13 protein-coding genes and 1 pseudogene are annotated in these 14,036 nt (G+C 72.6%); 7 read left to right on the forward strand and 7 right to left on the reverse strand.

Annotated elements, in window-relative coordinates; all coding sequences use genetic code 11:
- Positions 1-1,203 (forward strand): ATP-dependent helicase C-terminal domain-containing protein (locus ON36_RS03205; protein WP_281004807.1); only part of this gene is annotated, 1,203 nt, incomplete at its 5' end.
- 98 nt (positions 1,204-1,301) lie between these two features.
- Here ON36_RS03205 and ON36_RS03210 read toward each other — a convergent pair.
- Entirely contained in the window at positions 1,302-1,589 is a 288-nt protein-coding gene (locus tag ON36_RS03210) for a hypothetical protein (protein WP_043647471.1), read from the reverse strand.
- 631 nt (positions 1,590-2,220) lie between these two features.
- On the opposite strand from ON36_RS03210, the gene ON36_RS03215 reads away from it, so the two are divergent.
- Positions 2,221-3,072: a sigma factor gene (locus tag ON36_RS03215; RefSeq protein ID WP_043647472.1), complete on the forward strand. Its 852-nt coding sequence runs from the start codon at positions 2,221-2,223 to the stop codon at positions 3,070-3,072.
- Positions 3,073-3,129: 57 nt separating this feature from the next.
- Here ON36_RS03215 and ON36_RS03220 read toward each other — a convergent pair whose 3' ends face one another.
- Positions 3,130-3,345 carry a hypothetical protein gene (locus ON36_RS03220; RefSeq protein ID WP_043647473.1) on the reverse strand — a complete coding sequence of 72 codons (216 nt, stop codon included), beginning with the start codon at positions 3,343-3,345 and terminating at the stop codon, positions 3,130-3,132.
- Positions 3,346-3,521: 176 nt separating this feature from the next.
- Here ON36_RS03220 and ON36_RS03225 point away from each other — a divergent pair, with 176 nt between their 5' ends.
- The gene (locus ON36_RS03225; RefSeq protein WP_043647474.1) at positions 3,522-4,697 is read left to right on the forward strand and encodes a pyridoxal phosphate-dependent aminotransferase; all 1,176 of its coding nucleotides are present in this window, start codon (positions 3,522-3,524) and stop codon (positions 4,695-4,697) included.
- On the opposite strand, the gene ON36_RS03230 is transcribed toward ON36_RS03225, so the two are convergent.
- Positions 4,698-5,372, reverse strand: a complete 675-nt coding sequence (locus ON36_RS03230) for a trimeric intracellular cation channel family protein (protein ID WP_373281763.1) — start codon at positions 5,370-5,372, stop codon at positions 4,698-4,700. It lies immediately after the preceding gene.
- 104 nt (positions 5,373-5,476) lie between these two features.
- Positions 5,477-6,082 (reverse strand): TetR/AcrR family transcriptional regulator, encoded by a 606-nt coding sequence (locus tag ON36_RS03235; protein ID WP_043647475.1) that lies wholly within the window; start codon positions 6,080-6,082, stop codon positions 5,477-5,479.
- A 187-nt stretch (positions 6,083-6,269) separates the two neighbouring features.
- Here ON36_RS03235 and abc-f point away from each other — a divergent pair, with 187 nt between their 5' ends.
- Positions 6,270-7,856, forward strand: a complete 1,587-nt coding sequence (abc-f, locus tag ON36_RS03240) for a ribosomal protection-like ABC-F family protein (RefSeq protein WP_043647476.1) — start codon at positions 6,270-6,272, stop codon at positions 7,854-7,856.
- 2 nt (positions 7,857-7,858) lie between these two features.
- Positions 7,859-8,755, forward strand: coding sequence for a Vgb family protein (locus ON36_RS03245; protein ID WP_043647477.1), 897 nt, complete (start codon positions 7,859-7,861; stop codon positions 8,753-8,755).
- 28 nt (positions 8,756-8,783) lie between these two features.
- Here ON36_RS03245 and ON36_RS34430 read toward each other — a convergent pair whose 3' ends face one another.
- Together ON36_RS34430 and ON36_RS03255 are read right to left on the reverse strand one after the other, a co-directional pair.
- The gene (locus tag ON36_RS34430) at positions 8,784-9,317 is read right to left on the reverse strand and encodes a hypothetical protein (RefSeq protein WP_157224750.1); all 534 of its coding nucleotides are present in this window, start codon (positions 9,315-9,317) and stop codon (positions 8,784-8,786) included.
- 37 nt (positions 9,318-9,354) lie between these two features.
- Entirely contained in the window at positions 9,355-10,002 is a 648-nt protein-coding gene (locus ON36_RS03255; RefSeq protein ID WP_043647479.1) for a LysE family translocator, read from the reverse strand.
- 412 nt (positions 10,003-10,414) lie between these two features.
- On the opposite strand from ON36_RS03255, the gene ON36_RS03260 reads away from it, so the two are divergent.
- Positions 10,415-12,082 carry a DNA repair helicase XPB gene (locus ON36_RS03260; protein ID WP_043647484.1) on the forward strand — a complete coding sequence of 556 codons (1,668 nt, stop codon included), beginning with the start codon at positions 10,415-10,417 and terminating at the stop codon, positions 12,080-12,082.
- A gap of 9 nt (positions 12,083-12,091) precedes the next feature.
- On the opposite strand, the gene ON36_RS03265 is transcribed toward ON36_RS03260, so the two are convergent.
- Positions 12,092-13,654, reverse strand: a complete 1,563-nt coding sequence (locus tag ON36_RS03265) for an FAD-binding oxidoreductase (protein WP_043647480.1) — start codon at positions 13,652-13,654, stop codon at positions 12,092-12,094.
- Between the two features lie 177 nt (positions 13,655-13,831).
- On the opposite strand from ON36_RS03265, the pseudogene ON36_RS03270 reads away from it, so the two are divergent.
- A pseudogene (locus tag ON36_RS03270) lies at positions 13,832-14,036 on the forward strand (DUF3239 domain-containing protein); the annotation flags it as partial.

Here is a 14,036-nt window from a genome sequence, read left to right on the forward strand (position 1 = left end):
GACGACACCCTCGCCGACGGTGTGGACGCGGCCGCCGCCCTGCGGGTCCTGCGCTGGGAACGGCCGCCCAAGTGGGACAGGGAGGTCCGGCGCCTGGAACGGCTGGTGCGGGGCGACCCAGCGGTCAGCGGCACCGGGCCGCGGGCCCGCGAGGACGGCGCGACGGGCGCCGGCGACGCCGGGCCCGGCGGCACGCGGCGACGCGGCGCCTCGCCGCACACCGGGTTCGGTCCCGACGACGCGCGCGTCATCGCGCTGGCCCAGCCGGAGCGGCTGGCGCGGCGCCGGGCCCCCGGCTCCGCGACCTACCTGCTGGCGAGCGGCACGGCCGTGACGCTGCCGCCCGGGTCGGGACTCGGCGACGCGGAATGGCTGGCCGTCGCGGTGGCCGACCGCGAACCGGGCCGGGCCGAGGGGCGGATCCGGCTGGCCGCCGTCGCCGACGAGGAACTCGCCAGGGCGACCGCGTCGGCGCTGTACTTCGCCGGAGAGGACGTCGGGTGGCGCGACGGCGACGTCGTGGCACGCCGCGTCGAACGGCTCGGCGCCATCGTGCTCGCCGAGAAGCCGCTGCGCGCGCCGGATCCGGACCTGGTGCGCGCCGCCCTGGGCGAGGGGCTCGCGCGGGAGGGCACCGACCTGCTGCGCTGGACCGACGACGCACGCGCCCTGCGCGCCCGGCTCGCCTTCCTCCACCGCACCCTCGGCGCGCCCTGGCCCGCGGTCGACGACGAGCACCTGCTCGCGCACCCGGAGCGGTGGCTCGGACCCGAGCTGGCCACCGCCCGCAGGCGCGCGGACCTGGCGGCCGTCGACGCGGGCGCGGCCCTGCGGCGCCTGCTGCCCTGGCCGGAGGCCGCCCGCTTCGACGAGCTGGCGCCCGAACGCCTCGAGGTCCCTTCCGGCAGCGCCATCCGCCTCGACTACACGGCCGATCCGCCGGTCCTCGCGGTCAAGGTGCAGGAGATCTTCGGCTGGACGCACACCCCGCGCCTGGCCGACGGCCGCGCGGGCATCCTGCTGCACCTGCTCTCCCCGGCCCAGCGCCCGGTCGCGGTCACCGCCGACCTGCCGTCCTTCTGGGCGAACGGCTGGCCCCAGGTCCGCGCCGACCTGCGCGGCCGCTATCCCAAACACGCCTGGCCCGAGGACCCGGCCGCCGTCCCCGCCCACCGCGGCACGGCGCGCAACGCCCGCCGCTGACCCTGCGGGCGGCACGACGGCGGACCGGCCCCCTCCGAGTGGAGGCCGTTCCGCCGTGGCCGTCCCGGTCGCCGAGCTCCGGCGGCGACGCGGACGGCCTACTTCGCGGCGGCCCCGGCCGAGCCGCTGGTGATGAGTTCGCCGAGCGCGGTGGACAGCGCGGCCGAGCCGGTGGTCGGAACGGGGGTTTCGGCGACGGTCTTCGGGGTGGTGCCGGCCCCGGCGGAACCGCTGGTGATGAGTTCGCCGAGCGCGGTGGACAGCGCGGCCGAGCCGGTGGCGGGCACGGGAGTGGTCTCCGCGGCGGCGGCGATGCCGGTGGTGGACAGGACGATGCCGGTCGCGACGGTCGCGAGGCCGAGGGTACGCAGGACGCGCATGGACATGACTCCCGTTTTGTGTAGGTCAGCCGACCAGAAGCGGTCGGGCCGCATAGGTCTAGCACGATCCGGCGCGAACGACGAAGCCCGTTTCATGGGGGAGACATGATTTCGGCGCGGATGATCCGGGTGTCATGCGATCGGTCGATGAATAAGAGCGGTATGGCGGGCCGATCGTTTTCTCCTCGTGCGGCCGACTCGCTTTCCGCCCGTTTCGGGGCGTTTCCCCAGATGGGCGGGTATTTCCGTGCTCGACGGCCCACATGGAATCGATCGCCGAGGCCCGCAGCGAGCCTTTCACTCTGTGGCCTGGCATGGCCGTGTTCCATGTTACCTCCGGTAACGGTTGACTACGGTGATCGGCTGCACGGCAGACACTTTCACGCGGACTCCGATTCCGGCTCTCTTCTGTCCAGAATTCCACTCTCTGTGAATTCAAATAATCGGCGGGAATTCCGGGCGCCGCAATTCTCGGAAGGTGGACACCGGCCGTCGAATGACGAGGCATTGTGAGCCATTTCGCGGACGATCGGGTGATGAATTCGCGGGCTGCGGGAACCCTGAACGGGGCCGTGGAATGCCCGCGTGCGGTGGCACCGTGCGAGGGCGCGGTGGGGCCGCCGTAGTATCAGGCGCGATGGTATCCCCGCTGCTCGCCGATCTGTTCGAATCACATCGAGGCCAACTCCTTTCGGTGGCCTACCGCCTCACCGGCAGTGTCGGTGACGCCGAGGAAGCGGTCCAGGAGTCCTGGCTGCGGATGGCGGGGGTGCATCAGTCCGAGATCGACGACCTGCGCGCCTGGCTCGTCGGCGCCGTCGCCCGGATCTGCCTCGACCACCTGCGGGGCGCCGCCGTCCGGCGCGAGACCTATGCGGGCCGGTGGCTGCCCGAGCCCGTGGTGACCTCGCCCGCGACGAGGACCGCCGCCGAATTCGCCGCGCTCGCCGCCGACCCACGGCATCGGCTCGCGGCGCTGGTCGCGATGGACGCGCTCGCGCCTGCCGAGCGGCTCGCGCTGGTCCTGCGGGACGGGACGCTGCCCGACGCGGAGATCGCCGCGCTGCTCGAGGTCGACGTCGCCGAGGTCGGCGCGCTGGCCGAGCGCGCGGCCCGGACCCTCGGCCGGGTACCCGCGCCGGTCGGGGCGGACGAGCATGCGGCGGTGGTGCGGGCGTTCCTGGCCGCGCTCACCGCCGGCGACGCGAACGCCCTTGTCGCGCGCATCCATCCGGAGCCCGCCTGCGCGCTCGCGCCGCCCGCGCTCGCGGCGGCCGCTCTGTCGCAATGGCACGACTACCTCCGCGACGCGGTGCTGGAGCTGAGCGAGGCCGATGTCAACGGCCGGCTCGGGCTCGTGCTCACCGACCCGAACTCGCCGTTCGGGCGCCCGGTGCGGGTGGTGGGTTTCACCGTGCACGAGGAGAGGATCTGGGGCGTCTACGATTTCGCCGACATGCACCGGATGGCGGGCGCGCGGCTGCGCTGAGGCCCGGACACGGCTCGGGCCGGGTCCCGCGCGAACCCGGCCCGAAGCGTCACCCGATCACGGGTAGGTGGAACCGAAGTTGTGGTTGCCGGTCGAGGAACCGAGGTTGTAGTCGGGGGTCGAGGAGCCCAGGTTGTAGTCCGGGGTGGACGAGCCGGTCACGGAGTCGACGATCGGGCTGCCCGTGATGGTCTCGCGGATGAAACGCAGCGCCGAACCGACGACATCGGTGGCTCCCGGCTGCGAGATGAATTCGATCAGTGGTGAGGCCATGTAACCCGCCCCTTTCGATATACCACGGCACTGTGGTGTGTGAGGTAGAACACGGCGAGGCTAGCTCAGCTTGGGGGACCGCACAATACCGCAGGTCAGAATGGGAAAACGTTTGTGAAACATGCGTGTTCGCTATCGGTCGGCAACACGGCCGAAAAGTGGGATACGCTGCGGAGATGCGAAATCCCGCCACCGTCGAACGCCTGCGCCCGTTCGCCTCGACCATCTTCGCCGAGATGACCGAACTGGCCGTCGCGCACGACGCGGTCAACCTCGGGCAGGGTTTCCCCGACACCGACGGCCCCGCCCGCATGCTCGAGATCGCCCGCGAGTCCATCGCGGGCGGCCTCAACCAGTACCCGCCGGGGCGCGGAATGCCGGTGCTGCGCACCGCGATCGCCGCCGACCGCGCCCGCCGCTACGGCACCCACTACGACCCCGACCGGGAGGTGCTGGTCACCGTGGGCGCCACCGAGGCCATCGCCGCCGCCGTGCTCGGCCTGGTCGAGGCCGACCAGGAGGTCGTGCTCGTCGAGCCCTACTACGACTCCTACTCGGCCGCCGTCGCGCTGGCGGGCGCGCGCCGCCGCGCCGCCCGCCTCGTCCCCGACGGCGACCGTTTCGTCCTCGACCTGGACAGCCTGCGCGCCGCGATCACCCCGAGAACCCGCATGCTGCTGATCAATTCGCCGCACAACCCGACCGGGACGGTGCTGGGCGAGGCCGACCTGGCCGCCATCGCGGGACTGGCGATCGAGCACGACCTGCTCGTGCTGGTCGACGAGGTCTACGAACACCTGGCCTACGACGGCGCCGAGCACATCAGCCTGTCCACCCTGCCCGGCATGCGTGAGCGCACCCTGGTGGTGTCCAGCGCGGCCAAGTCCTTCAACGTGACCGGCTGGAAGATCGGCTGGGTCTGCGCGCCCGCGCCCCTGCTCGACGGCGTGCTCACCGCCAAGCAGTTCCTGACCTTCGTCGGCGGCGGCCCGTTCCAGCCCGCCGTCGCCCACGCGGTCGAGCACGAACTCGACTGGGTGGCCGGCATGCGGGACGGGCTGGCGGACAAGCGGAACCGGCTCTCGGCCGCCCTCGCCGACACCGGCTTCGGGGTGTGCGCCAGCTCCGGCGGCTACTTCGTGTGCGCCGACATCCGGCCGCTGGGCGCGAGCGACGGGCTCGCGTTCTGCCGGGAACTGCCCGCCCGCATGGGCGTCGCCGCGGTGCCGGTCAGCGTGTTCGCCGACCATCCCGAGGAATGGAAACACCTGGTGCGCTTCACGTTCAGCAAGCGCGACGAGACCATCGACGAAGGGGTGCGGCGGTTGCGCGCCGGGGTCGGCGTCCGCTGATCACTCCCGCGCGTGGCGGGCCAGCGGCGCGTGCCACTGGTATCGGTGGGCCAGCAGCCGGAAGGTGATGGCGCCGAGCGCGGCCAGCAGGCCCGTCCAGGCGTAATAGAGCCCGAAGTGCAGCAGCAGCGCGGTCGCGGTCGCGCCGCACAGGGCGGGCACGGCGTAGAGGTCCTGATCGGGGCGGAGCACGCTGGGGACCTCGCCGCTGAGCACGTCCCGGATGACGCCGCCGCCGATCGCGGTGGTCATGCCGAGCAGGGCCGCCGTCGGCGCGCCCGCGTTCGCCGAATACGCGATGACCGTGCCCGTCACGCTGAACAGGCCGAGCCCGATCGCGTCGGCGACCTCCATCGGCCCGTTCACCAGCCGGCGCGGCGGCGCGACGAAGAACAACACCAGCGCGGTCAGCACGGCGGCGCACAGGTAGGTGAGGTCGGTGAAGGCCGCGGGCGGGGTGCGGCCGACGAGCAGGTCGCGCAGGATGCCGCCGCCCAGCGCGGTCGCCGCCGCGATCACCACCATGCCGAAGACGTCGAACCGCTTGCGGATCGCGACGAGGGCGCCCGACGCCGCGAAGGCGACCACGCCCGCCAGCTCGCCGATCCGGTGCACCGCCGTCGCCGCGGTGTCCAGTTCGGCGGCCAGCTGCGCCGTGGCCACCACCTCACCGATCCCCACGTGCGGGCTCCTTCCTCGCCGTCTGCCGCGAGTAGCAGCGTGACACGCCCGTCCGCGCCCGCGACGGCGGGCCGGGACGTGTCGCCCGCGCCGCGGGTTCAGCGGGTCAGGATCCCGGCGCGGGCGGCGGCCAGCGCGGCGTCGGCGGCGCGGTCGGCGGCGCGCTCGTCCACCGGCTCGCCGCTGAGGATCAGCCGGTAGTAGACCGGCGCGACCGCGATCCGGATCAGCTCGTGGCCGTCGATGTCGGCGGGGAGCTCGCCGCGCTCGATCGCGCGCGTCACGACCACGGCCGACTGCTCGTGGCGGGCGGCGTAGAAGGCGGTCAGGGCGGCCGCGGCGGTGGCGTTCTGCATGGCGGCGGTGACGAACGCGCGCGAGATGGGACCGATCTCGGGATCGGCGAAGCCCTGGCGCACGAGCTGGTTGAGGCCGCGCAGGTCGCCCGCGACGCCGCCGGTGTCGGGGACGGGCCACGGCTCGCCCGCGGCGAGGTCGAGGGCGTCGGCGACGAGGCCCTCCGGGTTGCCCCAGCGCCGGTAGACGGTGGTCTTGTGGACGCCGGATCGGGCGGCGACGTTCTCGACGGTCAGGCCGCCGAAGCCGTGGGCGACGAGTTCGGCCAGGGTCGCCGCGCGCACCGCGTCGCGGGTGCGCGCCGTGCGTCCGCCCGGCCGGACGGTCCCCGGTGCGGCCTGGGTCATCGGGTGCTCCTCGGTGTCATGACGAAGATTAATGCAATAAGTGTTGCATTAATCGCGCGGATGGTCCATGCTGTTCGTAACGCAACATCGGTTGCGTTACCGATCCGAGGAGGAACCCTGGTCATGGACCTGTCCCCGAACACCGCCCTCTCCGTTCCCACCCGTGTTCATCGACAGGAGTCCACCTTTGCCCGCTCAGCTCGCACTGCGGAACGTCACCAAGTCCTACGGCGTCCGGGCCGTCCTCGACGGGATCTCGCTCACCGTCACACCCGGTGAGCGCGTCGGCATCGTCGGCGAGAACGGGGCAGGAAAGTCCACCCTGCTCCGGCTGATCGCCGGAACCGAACGCCCCGACGCCGGGGAGATCACCGTCAGCGCCGACGGCGGGGTCGGCCACCTCGGCCAGACCCTCGGCCTGCCGCCCGGGCACACCGTCGCGCAGGTGATCGACCACGCCCTCGCCGACCTGCGCGCCCTAGAACGACGCCTGCGCGCCCTCGAGGCCGACCTCACCCCGGACCGCCTCGCCGAATACGGCGAGGCCCTCAGCGCCTACGAGGCCAGGGGCGGCTACGAGGCCGACGCCCGCGTCGACAAATCGCTGCACGGGCTCGGGCTCGCGCACATCGGCCGCGAGCGGGTCCTCGGCAGCCTGTCCGGCGGCGAACAGGCCCGGCTCGGCCTGGCCTGCCTGCTGGCGGCCTCGCCGGAGATCCTGCTGCTCGACGAGCCGACCAACCACCTCGACGCCGCGTCGCTGACCTGGCTCGAGGACCGGCTGCGCGCCCACAACGGCACCGTCGTCGTCGTGTCCCACGACCGGGTGTTCCTCGACCGGGTCGCGACCGCGATCATCGAGGTCGACCACGGCGCGGTCACCCGCTTCGGCGGCGGCTACACCGGGTTCCTCGCCGCCGGGGCCGCGGCCAGGCAGCGCTGGGAACAGGAGTACGAGCAGTGGTGCGCGGAGGTCGACCGGCTCGAAGCCTTCGCCGCCACCACCGCCCGCCGCGTCGCGCCGGGCCGGGCCATGACCGACAACAACAAGATGGCCTACGACCGCAACGCGGGCCGCGTGCAGAGCTCGGTCGCGGGCCGGGTCCGCAACACCCAGGAGCGGCTGCACCGGCTGCGCGCGCACCCCGTGCGCAGGCCGCCGGACCCGCTGCGGTTCCGCGGCCGGTTCGGCGGCCGGGCGAGCGGCACCCTGCTCGAGCTGGAGGGTGTGCGCGTCGGCGACCGCCTCGACGTGCCGTTCCTGCGGGTCGCCGCCGGTGACCGGCTGCTCGTCCACGGCGGGAACGGGGCGGGCAAGTCCACGCTGCTGAAGGTCATGGCGGGCCACGAACCCGACGCCGGGACCGTGGCGCGCCGCGCCCGCATCGGCTACCTCCCCCAGGAGGTCGCGTTCGGCGACACCGGGCAGACCGTGCTCGGCGTGTTCGGGGCGGACCGGCCCGGGCATCCCGACGACCAGCGCGCGCAGCTGCTGTCGTTCGGGCTGTTCGGCCCCGAGACGCTCGACCTCCCCGTCGCCCGCCTCTCGGTCGGGCAGCAGCGCCGCGTCGCCCTCGCCCGGCTCCTCGCCGACGAGCACGACCTGCTGCTGCTGGACGAGCCGACCAACCACCTGTCACTGACCCTGGTCGAGGAACTGGAGACCGCGCTCGACGCCTACCGTGGCGCCCTGGTCGTGGTCTCCCACGACCGTGCCCTGCGCGAGCGCTTCACCGGCACCGTCCTCGACATCGAGAAAGGCCACCTGGTTTGACCGTGCGTATCGAAGAATTCCCCGTCGCCGGGCCCGAGGACGGGCCCTACGCGCTCACCGCAGGCCCCGACGGTGCGCTCTGGTTCACCCTGGTCCACACCGGGCGCATCGGCCGCCGCGACCCCGACGGCACCGTGACGACCTTCGACGCGGGCGGCGCCGCCGGGCAGCCGATGGGCATCACCGCCGGACCCGACGGCGCCCTGTGGTTCACCGAATACCAGGGCCACCGCATCGGTCGGCTGACCACCGACGGCGAGCTCACCCACGTCGCGCTGCCCACGCCGGGGGCCGGACCGTGCGCGATCACGACCGGCGCGGACGGCGCGCTCTGGTTCACCCAGATGTACGCCGACCGCCTCGGCCGCCTCACCCCCGACGGCACCCTGACCGAGTTCGCGCTGCCGCGCACCGGCGGCTACCCGTCCATGATCACCGCGGGCGCCGACGGCGCCTGCTGGTTCACCCTCAACCAGGCCGACGCCATCGGCCGTATCGACAGCGAGGGCGCGATCACGCTGTACCCGCTGCCGACGGCGAAGGCGATGCCCGTCGGCATCACCGCGGGCCCCGACGGCGCGGTGTGGTTCGTCGAGATCGGCGCGGGCCGGATCGGCCGCATCGCGCTCGACGGCGCGATCACCGAGTTCCCCCTCCCTGACCCCGCGGCGCGCCCGCACGCGATCACCGCCGGCCCCGACGGCGCGTGCTGGTTCACCGAATGGGGCACCTCCCGCATCGGCCGCGTCACCCCGGACGGCCACATCAGCGTCCACCCGCTGTCCCGCCGGGACGCCGAACCCCACGGCATCACGCTCGGCGCCGACGGCGCCCTGTGGGCGGCGCTGGAGGTGGGCTACCTCGCGAGGGCGGTTCCAGGTGGTGTGGAAGGTCGATAGCGGTCAGGCTCGTTATCCCGAGAGTCTCCTACCACTGGGTTGCCATCGCACCCGCCGACTGTTCGAACACCAGCCTTGTTTCCGGCAGGAGATAGTCCTTCCTTCGGAAGAGGAGCGGGGGGCTCGGCTCGGTCCATTTCACTGATTGCAGGAGCCGGCCACCCTTCGTGAACACCGTGTAGGTGATCCCCGCGCCCTCGACATCGGGTCGTGCCGGTACGTTGCGCACACAGCTGTCGGTGACCGAGATCCCGGGCGTCCGATTGATCTTCGCCGCCGTCATGCCGCCTCCGATAGAGAGAGCGGTATCCCAGTCGGAAGACCACCCCGCGTCTTTCACAATCGCCGACATCGTCGTTTCCGGCGTCCGGTCTGCGACCGCTCGCCGCAGTCCGGTTCGCAGCGCTTCATTGGAGCCGAGCGGTTCGGCGGGATCTGCCAGATCGAAGGTAGGGCCCGCGCAGTCGGTCGTCTCCTGATCGATCTTCGGCGCAGCACAGCTCACAGTGAGAGCGAACAACACCGATACGATCGGCGCGATTCCAAGCGATCTCTTGCGCATCAGTGATCACTGTTCGACATAGGTCGTAGGGTCTTCGTCAGAGGGCGGCGACCGGGCGGGCGCGGTCGGTCAGCAGGCGGACGGCGATGGCGGCGAGGATGCCGCCGGTGAACCAGCGCTGGACGCGGGTCCACAGGGGGCGGGTGCCGAGGAAGCCCGCCACCCAGGCGGCGCTCAGGACGATCAGCGCGTTCACCGTCAGCGCGACCGTGATCTGCACCGCACCGAGCCCGAGGCTCTGCGCCCAGACCCGGCCCGCCGCCGGGTCGACGAACTGGGGGATCAGCGCGAGGTACATCACGGCGATCTTCGGGTTCAGCAGATTGGTGACCAGGCCCATGGTGAACAGGCGCCGGGCGGGGTCGGCGGGCAGCGCGGCCGGCGCGAACACCGAGGCCCCGCCCGGCCGCACCGCCTGCCAGGCCAGATACAGCAGGTAGGCGGCGCCCGCGACCTTCAGCCCCAGGTAGAGCGCGGGAACCGCCGCGAACACCGCGGTGATGCCCGCGGTCGCCGCGACGAGGTAGCAGGCGAAGCCGGCGGCCACCCCCGCCAGCGAGATCAACCCCGCCCGCCGCCCCTGCGACACCGTCCGCGACACCAGATACATCATGTTGGGGCCCGGCGTGAGCACCATGCCGAGCCCCGCCGCCGCCACCCCGAACACCGCCGCCGTCTGCGTCATGACCCGAGTCTGGCGCCGGGCGGCCCTCGCTGTCGCGGTCCAGTCGACAACACGTGGACCCCGAACACCGCAGGTAACCTGGACGAGGCCCCCGCGACAACCGACCCGCCACGGGGACCCCGCCGGGCCGCCCCGGCGGGCGGAGCCCGACAAGGGGCCGAACCCGACGGGGGACCCCATGAGGGCTGACCCGACGGCCAGTCCGGCGGGGCCGAACCTCGACGGGCCGCTCCCGCAACGGGCCGACTCCCGAGGGCCGACCCGCAAAGACAGACCCCGAGGGAGCCGGCCCTGAGAACCGACCCCGACGGGCCGACCCCGAGGAGGCCCCCGCCGCGCCGCGGCGGTCACCGGGACCCGAAGGGCCGCGACTCGAGCGCCCCGGCGCTCCACAGACACAGGAGGTGACGTGATGGTCGATGGGCCGCTGATCGTGCAGAGCGACAAGACGCTGCTGCTGGAGGTCGACCACGAGCTGGCCGGTCCGGCCCGGCAGGCCATCGCGCCGTTCGCCGAGCTGGAGCGTGCCCCTGAGCACGTGCACACGTATCGGATCACGCCGCTGGCGTTGTGGAACGCACGGGCGGCGGGCCACGACGCCGAGCAGGTGGTCGACGCCCTGGTGAACTTCTCCCGCTATCCGGTGCCCCAGCCGCTGCTGGTCGACATCGTCGACACGATGGGCCGCTACGGCAGACTCCAGCTCGTCAAGCATCCGGCGCACGGGCTGACCCTGGTCAGCCTGGATCGGGCGGTGCTGGAGGAGGTGCTGCGGCACAAGAAGATCGCGCCCATGCTCGGCGCGCGGATCGACGACGACACGGTCATCGTGCATCCCTCCGAGCGCGGCCACATCAAGCAGATGCTGCTCAAGATCGGCTGGCCCGCCGAGGATCTCGCGGGATATGTCGACGGTGAGGCGCACCCGATCGATCTCGACTACACCGGCGGGCACTGGCACCTGCGCGACTACCAGGAGATGGCCGCCGACTCGTTCTGGGCGGGCGGCTCCGGCGTGGTCGTGCTGCCGTGCGGCGCGGGTAAGACGATGGTCGGCGCGGCGGCGATGGCCAAGGCCAAGGCGACGACGTTGATCCTGGTCACCAACACCGTGGCGGGCAGGCAGTGGCGTCGTGAGCTGTTGGCGCGGACCAGCCTGACCGAGGACGAGATCGGCGAGTACTCCGGGGAGCGCAAGGAGATCCGCCCGGTCACCATCGCCACGTACCAGGTGATCACCCGCAAGTCCAAGGGCGAGTACAAGCATCTGGAGTTGTTCGACAGCCGCGACTGGGGCCTGGTCATCTACGACGAGGTGCACCTGCTGCCCGCGCCGGTGTTCCGGATGACCGCGGATCTGCAGTCGCGCCGCAGGCTCGGCCTGACCGCGACGCTCGTGCGTGAGGACGGCCGGGAGGGCGACGTGTTCTCCCTGATCGGCCCCAAGCGCTACGACGCGCCGTGGAAGGACATCGAGGCGCAGGGCTGGATCGCGCCCGCGGACTGCGTCGAGGTCCGGGTGACCCTCACCGACGCCGAGCGCATGGCCTACGCCACCGCCGAGCCGGAGGAGCGCTACAAGCTGTGTTCGACGGCGCGGACGAAGATCCCGGTGGTCGAGGCGATCCTGGCCGCGCACAAGGACGCGCCGAGCCTGGTGATCGGCGCCTACCTCGATCAGCTCGACGAGCTCGGCGCCGACCTGGGCGCCCCCGTGATCACCGGCGCGACCAAGAACAAGGAGCGCGAGGCCCTCTTCGACGCTTTCCGCGCCGGGGAGATCCCGGTGCTGGTGGTGAGCAAGGTCGCCAACTTCTCCATCGACCTGCCGGAGGCTTCGGTCGCCGTGCAGGTCTCGGGCACCTTCGGGTCGCGCCAGGAGGAGGCGCAGCGGCTCGGCAGGCTGCTGCGTCCCAAGCAGGACGGCGGCCAGGCGCACTTCTACTCGGTGGTCGCGCGCGACACCCTCGACGCCGAATACGCCGCGCACCGGCAGCGGTTTCTCGCCGAGCAGGGCTACGCCTACCGCATCACCGACGCCGACGACCTGCTCGGCCCCGCGATCGGCGGCGTCGCCTGAGCGTGGCCGTCACGCCCGGTCGAGCGAGAGCCGGTGCTGGAACACCGTTCCCGGGTCCCACCGGGCCTTGATCCGGCGCAGGCGTTCGTAGTTGGCCCGGTAGTAGAAGGCGTGCCAGGGCACGCCCGAGGTGTTCCAGCGCGGGTCGGCGATGTCGGGGTCGGGGTAGTTGATGTAGCAGCCGCCGTAGTTCTCGCCGGGGACCGGCACGCCGCCGGTGCTCGCGAAGACGTCGCCGAAGAGCCCACGCGCCCAGGCGAGGTGGCGTTCGTCGTCCTGGGGCGCCCGCCAGGCGGCGTGGATCAGCATGGTCATGAACGAGTCACGCACCGGGAACGCGGTGGCCTCTTCGGCGGTGCTGTTGACCGCGCCGCCGAACGGCAGGAACTCCAGCTGGGATTCGCCGAGGAAGCGGAGGTCGGCCAGGTACCGGTGCAGGGTGGCCAGCTGGTCGTCGGTGAGCGGCCGCCGCAGGTAGGCCGCCTTGGCCTTGACCCGGAACCCGGGCATGCCCGCCGCGTAGTACACCTGGGAAACCGTGTCGCCGTACCCGGATTCGGCGACCGGTTGCAGGACCGGGCCGGGGAACACCCCGTCCGCGAGCGCCGCGACGAACTCGGTCAGCCGGTCGTGCGCGCCGGGCCGGTCGGCGTCCAGGATGATCAGGACATCGGAGGGCCCGGCGAAACCGGGCCGGATGTGCAGGGGCGCGTACAGGCCGGTGAACGGGTCGTCCGGCGCGCTGTGCGCCGCGAAAAAGCGCAGATAGTTGCCGACGAAACGGACGAAGGAGTCGGCGGTGGCGACCGGCAGCAGCAGGCGGGTGTGCAGCATCCGTCCGGGGGCGGTGGGTAGCGCGCGGGCGGGTTCGGCGCCGTCGCTGTCGCGGGAGCGCAGCAGGTAGCGGGTCACCACCCCGAAATTGCCGCCCCCGCCGCCGGTGTGCGCCCACCACAGGTCGGTCTCGGGTCCGTCGGCGGTGGCCACGGTGAGGCGGGCCCGCCCGTCGGTGTCCACGGTGACCACCTCGACGCCGTGCAGGTGGTCGGCCACCAGCCCGAACCGTCGCGACAGCGGCCCGTAGCCGCCGCCGCTGAAATGCCCGCCCGCGCCGACTCCCCGGCAGATCCCGGCGGGCAGCGTCACGCCCCACTGGTTCAGCAAGCGGTCGGTCACCGGCCCGAGCTGCGCGCCCGCGTCGACCGAGAACGCGCGGTACTCGCTGTCCCAGCGCACCTCTCGGAGGCGGCCGAGATCGAGGAGGGTGCGGTTGCGTGCGTCGTCGACCAGGTCGGCGAAGCCGTGCCCGCCCGCGCGGACCGCGATCGGGGCGCCGTCACCGGCGGCGATCCCGACCGCCGCCCGCACCTCCTCGGCGTCCGCGGGCAGGAAGACGCGGTCCGGGCTGCCGGTGAAGCGGCGGTTGTATCCGCGCTGGGTGAGGGCCGCGTAGTCGGGGTGTCCGGGCGTCACGACCTCCGGCTGCGCGGCGCCCGCGCGGGGCGCGCCGGCGGTGGCGGCGGCGTAGGCCAGTGCGGGGGCGGCGAGGAAGGTACGACGGGACAGCGGCATGCATTCTCCCGGGTGCGCGGCGGGCGGATCGGCAGCGAGCGTAGTGGCTCCCCGGCCGGAATCGGGCCGCGACCGGCGAGGCTCGCGGTGATCCGGGCATTTTCGGCGGTACTCTGAGCGAACACCGGGCAAATAAGTGGAGGCAACCCCTCCGCAACTTGTGCTAGGAAGGAAGGCGTGCGCCGCTTCGATTTCGTGGTCGACCGAGAGCATGCTCACGCGGTCAACGAGACCTTCGCCGCGCTGCGCCGATTACGGCTGACCGCCCTCGCCGCGACCGCCGTCGCCGTGGCCGCCGCCGCCGCGCTCATCGCCAGCGGACACGCGTGGGCCTACCTGCTCGCCGTCGCCGGGGTCCTGATCGCCGCGACCTCGCTGTGGG

Source organism: Nocardia thailandica NBRC 100428 (assembly GCF_000308795.1).
Classification (GTDB): Bacteria; Actinomycetota; Actinomycetes; order Mycobacteriales; family Mycobacteriaceae; genus Nocardia; species Nocardia thailandica.

Coding starts and splice junctions, on each gene's coding strand:
- ON36_RS03210 (WP_043647471.1), bottom strand. CDS start 1,589: ATGTCCATGCGCGTCCTGCGTACCCTCGGCCTCGCGACCGTCGCGACC.
- ON36_RS03215 (WP_043647472.1), top strand. CDS start 2,221: ATGGTATCCCCGCTGCTCGCCGATCTGTTCGAATCACATCGAGGCCAA.
- ON36_RS03220 (WP_043647473.1), bottom strand. CDS start 3,345: ATGGCCTCACCACTGATCGAATTCATCTCGCAGCCGGGAGCCACCGAT.
- ON36_RS03225 (WP_043647474.1), top strand. CDS start 3,522: ATGCGAAATCCCGCCACCGTCGAACGCCTGCGCCCGTTCGCCTCGACC.
- ON36_RS03235 (WP_043647475.1), bottom strand. CDS start 6,082: ATGACCCAGGCCGCACCGGGGACCGTCCGGCCGGGCGGACGCACGGCG.
- ON36_RS34430 (WP_157224750.1), bottom strand. CDS start 9,317: ATGCGCAAGAGATCGCTTGGAATCGCGCCGATCGTATCGGTGTTGTTC.
- ON36_RS03255 (WP_043647479.1), bottom strand. CDS start 10,002: ATGACGCAGACGGCGGCGGTGTTCGGGGTGGCGGCGGCGGGGCTCGGC.
- ON36_RS03260 (WP_043647484.1), top strand. CDS start 10,415: ATGGTCGATGGGCCGCTGATCGTGCAGAGCGACAAGACGCTGCTGCTG.
- ON36_RS03265 (WP_043647480.1), bottom strand. CDS start 13,654: ATGCCGCTGTCCCGTCGTACCTTCCTCGCCGCCCCCGCACTGGCCTAC.